This window comes from Solibacillus ferritrahens, assembly GCF_037027585.1.
Taxonomy (GTDB): Bacteria; Bacillota; Bacilli; order Bacillales_A; family Planococcaceae; genus Solibacillus; species Solibacillus ferritrahens.
In genome coordinates this window covers 15,047-27,456 of record NZ_JAXCLE010000013.1, presented here as the reverse complement: position 1 = coordinate 27,456, position 12,410 = coordinate 15,047, and the positions used below count along the sequence as shown (strand labels likewise).

Here is a 12,410-nt window from a genome sequence, read left to right as displayed (position 1 = left end):
TTAAATGTTTTCAAATATTACTTACAGCGGAACGCTAACTGAGCAGTACGAACAACTTGCAAAACATCTTGATGCATTATTGGACGGGGAAAACGACCTCATTGCAAATTTAAGCAATGCGTCAGCTTTATTAAATTACTTTTTAGAAGATATAAATTGGGTTGGCTTTTATTTAATGAAGGATGGCGAATTAGTGCTTGGTCCATTCCAGGGATTACCCGCTTGTGTTCGCATCCCTGTTGGACGTGGTGTTTGTGGGACTGCCGTTGTAAACAATGAGACAATTATGGTGGATAATGTCCATGCTTTCCCTGGACACATTGCTTGTGATGCAGCATCAAAATCGGAAATCGTCATTCCTTTAACTGCAGATGGAACGGTATTTGGAGTTTTAGATATTGATAGCCCGATTGAGGCACGCTTTACATCGGAAGATAAAGAAGGATTAGAGCGATTTGTCAGTGTGCTCATAAAACATATTAAGTAAAAAAAGGGAGACCCTGAATTATTTTCCAGGTTCTCCCTTTAACATTTTAGCTCCATTGAACTTTCAAACACACAAACGCGATTTTTCCCGTTACTTTTAGCATTGTATAACGCTGTATCCGCCTGTAAAAAGATATGTTGAAAATCCGGTCGATTTCTTTTATACCATGTAACCATGCCGGCCGAAATTGTTACAGATGGATTCGTTACTTTCGGTATCATGTCAACAAGCTCTTTCGAAACTTTTAATGCCTCATTATCTAGAATATTCGGAATATATATAGCGAGCTCTTCACCGCCCCAGCGCGAACAGATTCCTCTCAAACCAATTTTCTTTTTTAGTTGAACAGCAATTTGAACGAGCACTTTATCCCCAATCTGATGTCCAAAGCTATCATTGACCTTTTTAAAATTATCAATATCAATTAGTAGAAACATACCTGAATCATCTTTTTGAATTGATTTTTCAACATACGTATCGGAATAACTACGCGCATAAAGTTTTGTTAAATGGTCACGATCCACCATTTCCTGTAATTGCTCTCTTAAAACAGAGTTGGAAATGGCTAAAGAGGAATGATGAATAAGGGATTGCATCAACTTAAAACTATCGAAGGAGAAGAAATACGGTTCTTGATGCAATACAATGCTAAACCCAATTATCTTTTCTTCAACAATCATTGGGATAACCATCACTGACTTATATTCAATATCCTCCGCAATAAGTCGACTGAAATCAGCGATAAATAATGGATCCTGCTTTACTTTAAAGTGCTTTTCTACATATTGAATATATACTTGAGATTCTTCTTTATTAAAATAAGGGGTACAGACTTCAGTCATTTCATAGTAATCTTTCCTTTTAAATAAAAACCCGACTTCCATCGGTTGGAATGACTTTAATAATTGTTTTTGTAAAAATAATAGCATTTCGTTAATTGTCAGCTTCATATTTAAACGATGTGAAGTTTCGTTAATTAACTGCAAATCACTGATTAAACGATGTGATTGATGATACAGTTTGGCATTTTCCAATGAATTGCCCGATGCCTGGGCAAGCATTTTTATGAACTCTTTTTCTGAATTGGTAAAGGAATAGTTAATAGGGGCTTTTACCTGTAAAATGCCGTATATTGCTTGCTTACCTTTAATTGGTACATTTAATAAACGACAGTCCATTTCAGTAGCTATATCTTCTTTCAACTCTCCAGACACAAATGCCTCAATTGTTGATGGTCGCTCTGATAAGTAATCAAACGGCTTCATCTGGATTTTCGTTTGACGATCCTGATCATTTGATAATATCAGTTCTACTTCTAAATCCGAAAAATTATCTTCAATCGTAATGAGTACATTTTGCAAAATTACATCAATATCCATTGTGGAATGAAAAAGGTCAGTCATTCCATAAAGTTTACGGTATTTTTGCTCATTTGAATGTACTTCATGATTTTGTACTAAAAATTTATGAATGGAGGAGATATTGCTTATAATGTCATCTGTTAATTGTATTTCGAAAGGGGTAGTTGTTTTTTTATATTTAAAAACAATGATTCCATCCATTTTATCGTTACTAATAAGTGGCATTAAATTCGTATGGTTTCTGAAATACGAAAGTTCCTCTAGAAACTTGGGTAATTCTACAACTTTATTTCCCTTTAAATAAGGGGATAATAAATTAAAATCGATATTATAACAATCCATATTGTTTACCGGTTTTAGGCTATTATCAATCAAATGGAATAAAAAACAATCTTCCATATTGAAAAAATCTTTCAGGCTCTCTTCCAATAGTAGAAAATAGTCCTGAAGTTTATTTTGTTGTATATTTGAATTCATATATAGGTTCAGGATATTCGATTTAAATTGATCAATCTTCAGTTGATTTTCCATCATTAAATCACCTTTTCTTTCACTATTACCATTGTCAGTTTCTTAATACTTATTCTTAAGTATACACTTTTTATGCCTAATTGACTATTAATTTTTGTAATATTTTTCTAATAAACACCTCTAATAGTATCGTTTTTATTGGAAAAACGATTATTTTCTGCCTCATAACCATTTTCCCTTATATGTATAATTACCTAATCCTTTCTTTTTGTGAGATTACTTATTCCAATTGATATTCTTTCCTCTAATTTATACTTCTTTTATTCTCCTAGTACTTCATACTTGGAATTTACTGCTTCACTGTAATATTACTATTTGTTGACGTATTGTTAAAAAAAAGATACAATAGCCTTTGTGTAAAATGAATGCAGTAGTTGTATAACTTAATCGTGTATTTTGTTCCTTCTATCTTAGTTAGAATGGTGTATTGTGTAACCCTCTCGGCTGCATGGGCGAAGATACATGAAAATAGAATACCGTTTAATGTCGGGTACAACTGGTTTTTTCTTTTACAACAAAAACCAAATTTAAAGGAGGAGACACAATTATGTCTCGTTATACAGGTCCATCTTGGAAACTATCTCGTCGTCTTGGTATTTCATTAAGCGGCACAGGTAAAGAAATCGCAAAACGTCCTTACGCACCAGGTCAACACGGCCCGAACTCTCGCGGTAAAAAATCAGAGTACGGTCTACAATTAACTGAAAAACAAAAATTACGTCATATGTATGGTATGACTGAACGTCAATTCAAAAATACTTACCTTAAAGCTGGTAAATTACAAGGCGTACAAGGTGAAAACTTCATGATCTTACTTGAAACTCGCCTTGACAACTTAGTATACCGTTTAGGTTTAGCTCGCACTCGTCGTGCAGCTCGTCAATTAGTTAACCACGGCCACATTTTAGTTGATGGTAAACGCGTTGATATCCCATCATACTCAGTAAAACCAGGTCAAACGATCTCTTTACGTGAGAAATCAGCTAACCTTTCAGTAGTATCTGAATCAATGGAAGTTAACAGCTTCGTACCAGAATATTTATCATTCGATGCAGACTCTAAAGTAGGTACTTTCGTACGTATGCCAGAGCGCTCTGAATTATCTGCTGAAATCAACGAACAATTAATCGTAGAGTTCTACTCTCGTTAATTTGATTGCTCTGCAAAGAGTAGTTCGGAAAAGCCTAGAAACGTTGTTAAATCAATGTTTTCTAGGTTTTTTTATTGTATTTTGCAATAAGGTGACCTCCTTTAATACATAATAAAAAGCCAGCACCGTATTAGGTGTGGCTAGACGAAAAATTTTTTTATTCAGAAATATAAATAGTTGCATCATTTTCTAAACCTATATGAACACTTGAAACTGAATGGCTTTTCTCATCAAACCAAACTCCTTGAGATTTGATTATTAAATCTAATGTTTGATAATCAAGTTTTATATTATCTTTAACTTTTTTATCTAAATTAGGACCTAAACCATCTACTAAAATAGTAACATTGTAAGATTTATCCATTGTTACACCTCCCAACTTCTACCTACAATTGCACGCAAATAAGAAACCAAAGGACAAACTATTAATCTGATAAGTTTACTTTTTCTTATTCAACTTCAGAGAAAAATATTTTGTATTGTTGTGGGGTTAATCTACTTTATATAACTTATCTTGCGTTACTATTTGTATACCCCAATATCTCATTTCTGCAAACGAATAAACATTAAAATATCTCACATACTTAATTTATAATTTATTAAAGGATGTGATTTTTTGGAAGATGCAAAATTTGCCGAACTGAATAATGAAAAACTCAATGCAATCAAACAACTGGAAGAAAAGTTGGACGTAACATTAATTGCTTATGACATTTCCGGATCAAACAGTCAAATTCAAAATGGTAACAGTCCTGATGTAATCAACCCTTCTTAATGTTTTGCTATACAAAATAAAAAGACACTCACAAGATGCTGAACTGAACCCTATTTTGTAGACAGTATAATAAAAAGACATGTAGTTGTGCTTAAGCTGCGATTAGATGACTTCGGTATGTTGCCGGCGTCATCTTTTTTAATGTCCATTGTTTTCTTGTATGGTTGTAATGATTCATATAATCAACGACTAGTGTATGCAATTCAGCTAAGTTTTCAGCTTCCTTATAATCGACTTCATCTTTAAAATGCCCAAAGAACGATTCCATTGGCGCATTGTCTAGGCAGTTTCCTCGGCGTGACATCGACTGTTTCAGGTCCATTTCTTTCACAAGCTGTTGAAATCCTGGGTGCGTATAATGAAAACCTTGATCTGAATGAATCATTGCTTCTGGATGAAGATTACCATCTAGATGAATATTTAATTGTTCAAGTGTCTCATACACAATTGACATTTTAAGTGTTGTTGATAGCACATAGGCAACGATTTCTCTTGTAGCTACGTCTTTTACGCAAGATAAATAAGCCGTTTGACCACCTCTATATTGTAAGTATGTAATATCGGTCAAGAATACTTTTCCAGGCTCATCTTGGTTAAACTCGCGATTTAAATGATTCGGTATACGGCGGTGTGACGCTGTCGCTTTTTCTAAATGGCGATAGGGGTTCGCACGGCGAATTTTCGCGTATAAATTAAATTTACGCATTAAACGAAGAATCTTTTTATGATTCATGGGTTGGTCTAATACATCAACTAATGCCATATAAAATCCACGATAGCCAACCTTTCCTTTCTCTTTATCATAAATCGATTTCAGTAATAAGTAATCTTGATAATCTGATTCTTCACGAAGTGCATCCTTATCTGCATTTTGAAGCCATTTATAGTAACCACTTGGACTGACATTCGCTACTTTGCATAAATAGCGTGTCATGTTTTTGAGTTGATACAGTCGAATCGTTTCGTTAATTGCTTGGTATTTTTCTCTTGGTGTTAGAACCGGTTCTTCTTCGCCTGCCTTTCCATTTCGTCGAGCTTTTTTAGAAGTGTTAATTCAGCTTCTAAAAGTCGAATACGCGCTTCAGCTTTCTCTAACTTTTTGTCCGCTGATAGTTTTTCAGTGCTAGGGCGACCTGTACTGCCTTTTCCACGACGTTCCTCTAAAAATCCTTGTTCCCCAAGGTTTTGATAGGTTTTCTTCCAACGCTTAATTGCGCTTTGAGCTTTTTTTAGTCCAATGATTTCTAAATCAAATCCAGCTTCTCTAAAAATTTGAGCTGGGCCCTTACCTGATTGATTTTCTTGAATAGCTTTTAGTTTAAATTCTGCTGTATATTGAATCGCTCGATCTGAAACTGATGCAACATTTGGATTCACTTCAATTTGTCTGCGTTGATGTTCATTAAAAATTATTTTACTCATGATGATTCTCCCGTTCTTAAATTGTATGGTCAGTATAACGGGATTTTTCGGTGAAGAAAATAGAAAAACCCCGAATAGGTCCACTTTTTTTAAAGTGTCCACTATTCGGGGTTCAGTTCATGCTACAATGTGAATGTCTTTTTATTTAAAACAAGAAATAACCAGCACTTACCATTAATATTATTATCACGATAAAGGAAGCGAAAAATGCTTTCCATGTTGAGATACGGTGCACTTCTGAAATACCAACTACTGTAATTACATATGTCCATAAACTGGCGATAATTATAAACGTACCACATACAAACTGCAGGATTAAATCACTTAATGATGTTTCAATATAAGTAATATTAAAAAAAGATTGCGGCGCAAATTGCATCCAAAACAATATTATCGGTAATATCCAAATATAAGGAATCATCGTTACACTAATCATGCGGAACATTTCTTTAAACTTACCTACCCCGCCGAATGCTTTTGCTGATAGTGTTAAAACACCCGCTGATAATGCTGTAGAAAGAAAGTATAGCAATAAACTTGATAATAATGTCGAATAAACGATATCACCTAAAGTATATGCCCCTGTAAAATCCGAACCGATAAAGCTAATTAAATTGCTTGCAAACATACCGATAATACCTACGATAATGAAATAAGATAACTTTTTATGTGTTAGAACATAACGAATGGTATCACGAGGTTTGGTAGCAATACTTAATACCGCATGTCGATCATCGACTGCATGTGCCAACTGCTCATTCAAAACAAAATCCCCCTAAAAAATATGTCTATACTCTATTATACTGGCATACTGTGGGCGATTCAAAATTATTGTACTTAAATATGATTCTCTTATTTTTCAACCGTTATTCTTCTGAAATTAAGGAAACATACCCCGCTTTTTCTATTAAAGATTGACCTTCTTCTGACAATATCCAATCAATTAATATTTTTACATTGCCAGTTGGCTCACCGGCCGTCACAATATAAAATTCCGAAGCAATTGGATAGGCATTGGAACGAATTGTTTCTTTTGTAGGAGCCACCCCATTAACTTCCAATAGTTTTATTTCTTTATTCCGCACCATTTCATTTGAGTAATAGCGGAATGTATAACCAATTGCATTTTTATAATTTTTATATTGGGATACCTCATTAATTATTCCGCCCATACCAGTTGCAATATCTTCAGTTGGGGCTTCCATTAAAGGCGTATCCCCCATTAAACGTTGTAAAGCAGTTTGGGACCCGCTATCCTGCGGTCTTTGGAAGGCACGGATTTCATCATTTCCTCCACCAACTTCAGACCAATTTGTAATTTCACCGGAATATATTCCTTTAATTTGTTCCAACGATAAACCGTTAATATCATTTTTACTATTTACAAAAAATACGAATGCTTCTTTTCCAATAGGGGTTAATACCAATTCAAAACCCTTATCTTCCGCTCGCTTTTTTTGATTTTCAGATGGTCCCGCCGCAAAAATCATATCCGCCCTTCCTAAAATTAGATTCGTATAGGCTTCATGTGTTTGGTTGACCATTACCTCACTCTTATATGGATTATAATTTTTTTCAGGGTATACTTCTTGAGCGATTGCCGCATAAAGTGGATACAATGCCGTCGCACCATCTATGATCGGTAAAGGTTCCTCTAATTTCAGGGACGCAGTTTGTTCCAGCTCCACTAATTGATTGCCTTCTACGAACGGTTCATACTGATAAATATTAACCTCAGCATCAACAGTTGGCACCCTGCTATCCAACCACTTATAGATTGGTTGAATACATGTAATGGCGATAATAATTGCTGCTAGTCCCCAATACACTTTCACACGTTTTTTCTTTTGGTAAAATACATCAAAAATTTGAAGGACAAAACCTATATATAAAATTGAAGCTACTGCAATTATTAGCGGTATGTAATGAATGTTGCCCGCCAGTAGAAACGTGAAAACAATAACAAACGTGAAAAAGCTTGCTCCTAGCAGTACAAAAATGGACATTCCAATTTGTCCCCAATACGATTTTTTCTTCATATCATCTCTCCCTTCTCATTATTACGTTCTTTATAATTCCTAAAATCCCTTTTAAAAAACGCCTTGGAAAACTTATTTCCAAGACGTTTCAAAACCATTTAGTTAAACAAATTTCACCATGTGATATTTTTTCTTTCCTCGACGGATAATCGCGAATGCATCTTCTAATCGGTCTTTTCCATCAATCACATATTCTAACTCTGTAACCTTTTCTCCGTTTACGCTGATCGCACCGTTAGTTACATCTTCACGTGCTTGGCGTTTTGACGATGAAATGCCGGCTTCCACAATTAATTCAACAATGTTTTTGTCTTCTTTTGCTACCTCTACAGATGGAACGCCAGCAAATGCCACTTTCATTTCATCTACTGATAGTGCTTTTAAATCCCCTGAGAATAATGCTTTTGTAATACGCTCCGCTGCTTCTAGACCAGCTTTACCGTGGATAAGGCGTGTCATCTCTTCAGCTAAAGCTTTTTGTGCTTTACGTAAATGCGGCTCTTCTTCCACACTTACAGCCAATGCTTCAATTTCATCACGTGTTAAGAAAGTAAAGATTTTAAGGTATTTTACAACGTCTGCATCTGCAGTGTTGATCCAGAACTGGTAGAACTCATATGGTGATGTTTTCTCAGCATCCAGCCATACTGCGCCACCTGCTGTTTTACCGAATTTTGTACCGTCTGCTTTTGTTACAAGTGGGATTGTAATTCCGAATGCTTTTGCATTTTCGTCGTGTGTTTTACGAATCATTTCTAAACCAGTCGTAATATTGCCCCATTGATCCGAGCCACCTACTTGAATACGAACATTATGGTGATCGTATAAATGGTTGAAGTCGATTCCTTGAATTAATGTGTAAGCAAATTCAGTAAATGAAATACCTGAATCTAAGCGTGATGCTACTGTGTCTTTATTTAAAATGTAGTTTACATTAATTAATTTCCCGTAATCACGTAAAAAATCGATTAATGACATTGGGCCAACCCAATCATTATTATTTACTAATACAGCACCGTTTGCTGCATCTGATGAGAAATCGAATAAACGCTCCATTTGTTTTTTTAGACCTTGAACGTTTTTGTCGATTTGCTCCATCGTCTGTAGTTGGCGCTCTTCAGAACGTCCTGACGGATCTCCAACAGTACCTGTAGCTCCCCCAACTAATAAAATCGGTGTATGACCCGCTTTTTGGAAACGGCGTAATGTAAGTAGTGGTACGATATGACCGATGTGCATGGAATCTGCTGTTGGGTCTACACCCACATATAACGAAACTTTTTCCTCGTTTAAAAGTTTTTCCATACCTTCTGCATCTGTTTGTTGGTATAACAAGCCACGCCATTCTAAATCTTGCAGTAAATCGTTTGTCATGTTGTTTCTCTCCTTTTACATGTGTTGTTATTCGCTATGTAAGGAAACAAAAAACGTCCCTACACGCAAATGCATGCAGGGACGTCAAATTTTTCATTTAACGCGGTACCACCCAGCTTGAAGAAAACAAAAACTTTTCTTCCACTTTAAGCGTCTATAACGTGACGACCCGTTCCAGCTCCAAGTACGTAATTCATAAATGCGTTTTCTCTGGCTTTCACCAACCGCCAGCTCTCTAATCAGGGAACACATTTATTACTGCAAACTCTTCTTTGCCAGAAATTTATATTTTCTATTCTACCTAGAAAATAGTTGTTGTCAATAAATATATTTGTTTACATAACAAATATGCTATAATAAACAAGATTTTAGGAGGGCGATGTTGTGAAAGAATGGCTTGAAAAATTTAATAAAAAAATCGAATCCCTTGCTTCTTCAAAACAGATGCGCTACGTACGAATTACTGGTGGTGTATTTTGGAATTTAACTTTATTAGCGGTAATTTTTGTCGCTACTACACTGTTATTCGTTGGGGGTGTAGGTGCAGGTTACTTCGCATCATTAACTAAGGATGAACCTTTGCGATCAAAAGAAGAGATGCGCGAGCAAATATTCAGCTATGAAGAAACAAGTGAACTTTACTTTGCAAACGATATTTACATAGGAAAAATTCGAACAGACTTAGACCGACGTGAAACATCGCTTGCTAATATATCTCCAACAGTTATAAATGCTGTCCTTGCTACGGAAGATGAATATTTCCGAGAGCATGAAGGAATTGTGCCAAAAGCAGTTTTACGTGGGTTACTGCAGGATGTATCCAACTCTTCTACACAAACTGGTGGCTCTACTTTAACACAGCAGTTAATAAAAAACCAAATACTTACAAATGAAGTTTCGTATGAGCGTAAAGCAAAAGAAATATTACTCGCTTTCCGGCTTGAGAAGTTTATGAGCAAAGAAGAAATTTTGGAAGCATACCTTAATATTATCCCTTATGGCCGTAATTCTTCTGGTCGTAATATTGCTGGCATCGAAACAGCAGCCCAAGGTATATTCGGTATTTCAGCATCTAAATTAAACTTACCACAGGCTGCTTATATAGCCGGTATTCCACAAGCTCCTTTTAAATACACACCATTCACAAATAAGGGTGAGCAAAAGAGCGCTGAAGGCATAAAACCAGGTATCGACCGTATGAAAACAGTATTATACCGTATGCAGGAAGTTGGCTATATTTCTGAAAAAGAATACAACGAAGCAATAGCCTATGATATTACGAAAGATTTGAAAGGCTATGAAGAACGACCAGAGGACAAATATCCTTGGCTAACAGCTGAGCTTGAAATGCGCGCAAAAGAAATTTTTGCAAAAATACTTGCTGAAAAAGACGGAATTGATCCAGACCGTTTAAAAGAAGAAAAGAACTTAAATGAAAAATACTCCATATTGGCAGACCGTACTATTCGTTCAGGAGGATATCGTATTTATTCGACCATCAATAAAGATATGTATGATGCTATGCGGAATGTAACAGAAGAATTTACCCTGTATGGTCAGACATATAAGAAAAAAGAAAAAGATCCGGAAACAGGTGAAGAAATCGAAGTGAATGTGCCTGTACAAACAGGAAGCATCATTATCGATAATAAAACAGGTCGTATTTTAAGTTTCGTTGGTGGACGTGACCATCAATTGGAACAATTAAATCACGCTACACAAGCATATCGATCAAACGGATCAACTATGAAACCATTACTTGCTTATGCACCGGCACTGGAATATGGTGTAATCGGGGCAGGTAGTCCGGTAGTGGATGTTAAATTTAAACGTGATTATGATGATTACGAACCTGTAAACTATATTCCTACACAGGAATTGGGTATTATTCCGGCACGTCAGGCTGTTGCCTCTTCCCAAAACTTAGCCTTATTACGTTTGTATGACTCTATTTTAGATCGCCGTCCTGCAACGTATTTAGACAAAATGGGCTTCTCCAAGTTAACAGAAGGCGATTACGTCCATTTATCTACAGCCATTGGTGGTATTACTCATGGTGCAACGGTCGAAGAGAATACCAATGCGTATACTACATTTGCAAATGAAGGGAAATTCATTGATGCCTATATGATTGAGCGTATCGAGGATTTAGATGGCAATGTTATTTTTGAACATAAAGTAGAGCCGGTGGAGGTATTTAGTCCAGAAACTGCCTATATGATGACTGATATGTTACGTGGTGTACTTCAACAAGGCGGTACTGCAACTTTAGCGAAAAGTCAGTTAAAGTTCTCTTCTGACTTTGCTGCAAAATCAGGTACGACTCAAGACCATAAAGACGTTTGGCTAGTAGGCTATAATCCGAATATCTCAATCGGTGTATGGTTAGGTTATGATCAGCCGCGTACTCTTTATGCGTTTAATAATCGTTATCAGCACCCTAGTAATCGTGTGAACCGATTATGGGCAAGTTATTTAAATACTCTTTATGATATCGATCCAGAATTAATTGGTACAAAGGAAACATTCAAAAAGCCAGAAGGTGTTGTTACGCAGTCGTTTTGTGGAATATCCGGACTAGCTGCTTCCACATCTTGTTCGAATGCTGGTTTAGTTGTCTCCGATTTATTTAACAAAAATGTATTTTTACCTACACAGCCAGATGATAGTTTCGTTTCATCCACTTCTGTTGTAATTAACGGCAGTACTTATGCGGCACTACCAAACACACCTACTGAATTCGTCCAAACGAGTGGATACGGATTGAATCAAGCCTTTATTAACCGTATGCTAGGTAGACTCGGCGGGGATGCATCAAAGTTATTGCCATTCAGTACTGGTAATGGTGTTGTATCAGGTGCCCCGTTCGAAGCGGATGGTGCTCCACCTGAAGCTGTATTTGCGACTTTGGCAAATGGTTCATTGTCATGGACGGCTTCTGCATCAAATGATGTGGTTGGTTACCGTGTCTACAGTATTACTGATGAAGGCACATCACTTGTAAGATCATTAAAATCTTACGAAGGATTCCAAATGTCTGTGTCAGAAGGCGTTAGGTATGTTGTTGTAGCTGTTGATATTACAGGTCTGGAATCTGGTTATTCGAATGAAGTTGGGGAAGTTTATACTATTCCACCAATTGAAGATGAAGAGAATACTGTTCCAGGAGAGATTATAGAAGAAGATTTAGACGATATAGAAATCGATCCAGAAACAACTATTGATTAATCTGTAAAACAAAACCTCCCCAACTATCATATAGTTGAGGAGG

Annotated in this window: 10 protein-coding genes and 1 other annotated feature; of the genes, 4 read left to right on the top strand and 6 right to left on the bottom strand. The window is 36.1% G+C overall.

Translation table 11 applies throughout. The features are described from left to right. The first annotated feature begins 4 nt into the window (after positions 1–4). Positions 5–487 carry a GAF domain-containing protein gene (locus SNE38_RS13155; RefSeq protein ID WP_191702912.1) on the top strand — a complete coding sequence of 161 codons (483 nt, stop codon included), beginning with the start codon at positions 5–7 and terminating at the stop codon, positions 485–487. 38 nt (positions 488–525) lie between these two features. On the opposite strand, the gene SNE38_RS13150 is transcribed toward SNE38_RS13155, so the two are convergent. Next, positions 526–2,379 carry a sensor domain-containing diguanylate cyclase gene (locus SNE38_RS13150; protein ID WP_225223673.1) on the bottom strand — a complete coding sequence of 618 codons (1,854 nt, stop codon included), beginning with the start codon at positions 2,377–2,379 and terminating at the stop codon, positions 526–528. Between the two features lie 547 nt (positions 2,380–2,926). Between SNE38_RS13150 and rpsD the strand changes: the two genes are divergently transcribed. Then, on the top strand, positions 2,927–3,529 hold the full coding sequence (gene rpsD / locus SNE38_RS13145; RefSeq protein ID WP_191702914.1) for a 30S ribosomal protein S4: 603 nt from the start codon (positions 2,927–2,929) through the stop codon (positions 3,527–3,529). Positions 3,530–3,686: 157 nt separating this feature from the next. On the opposite strand, the gene SNE38_RS13140 is transcribed toward rpsD, so the two are convergent. Beyond that, a complete protein-coding gene (locus tag SNE38_RS13140) occupies positions 3,687–3,893 on the bottom strand; it encodes a hypothetical protein (protein ID WP_191702915.1) in 207 nt (68 codons plus the stop codon). A 252-nt stretch (positions 3,894–4,145) separates the two neighbouring features. On the opposite strand from SNE38_RS13140, the gene SNE38_RS13135 reads away from it, so the two are divergent. Continuing rightward, the gene (locus SNE38_RS13135; RefSeq protein WP_191702916.1) at positions 4,146–4,304 is read left to right on the top strand and encodes a uroporphyrinogen-III decarboxylase; all 159 of its coding nucleotides are present in this window, start codon (positions 4,146–4,148) and stop codon (positions 4,302–4,304) included. A gap of 91 nt (positions 4,305–4,395) precedes the next feature. Here SNE38_RS13135 and SNE38_RS13130 read toward each other — a convergent pair. The 4 genes from SNE38_RS13130 to tyrS form a co-directional block, all read right to left on the bottom strand. Next, a protein-coding gene (locus SNE38_RS13130) for an IS3 family transposase (RefSeq protein WP_191705564.1) occupies positions 4,396–5,726 on the bottom strand; the annotation gives its coding sequence in 2 pieces (ribosomal slippage) (positions 4,396–5,348 and positions 5,348–5,726; 1,332 coding nt in all). 145 nt (positions 5,727–5,871) lie between these two features. Then, the gene (locus SNE38_RS13125) at positions 5,872–6,489 is read right to left on the bottom strand and encodes a YIP1 family protein (RefSeq protein ID WP_191705481.1); all 618 of its coding nucleotides are present in this window, start codon (positions 6,487–6,489) and stop codon (positions 5,872–5,874) included. 103 nt (positions 6,490–6,592) lie between these two features. After that, positions 6,593–7,765, bottom strand: coding sequence for a PstS family phosphate ABC transporter substrate-binding protein (locus SNE38_RS13120; RefSeq protein ID WP_191705482.1), 1,173 nt, complete (start codon positions 7,763–7,765; stop codon positions 6,593–6,595). A 102-nt stretch (positions 7,766–7,867) separates the two neighbouring features. Then, positions 7,868–9,139 (bottom strand): tyrosine--tRNA ligase, encoded by a 1,272-nt coding sequence (gene tyrS / locus SNE38_RS13115; RefSeq protein WP_191705483.1) that lies wholly within the window; start codon positions 9,137–9,139, stop codon positions 7,868–7,870. A 74-nt stretch (positions 9,140–9,213) separates the two neighbouring features. Continuing rightward, positions 9,214–9,421 (bottom strand) — a binding site (T-box leader). Positions 9,422–9,523: 102 nt separating this feature from the next. Between tyrS and SNE38_RS13110 the strand changes: the two genes are divergently transcribed. Next, entirely contained in the window at positions 9,524–12,367 is a 2,844-nt protein-coding gene (locus SNE38_RS13110; RefSeq protein WP_191705484.1) for a transglycosylase domain-containing protein, read from the top strand. Positions 12,368–12,410 lie beyond the last annotated feature (43 nt).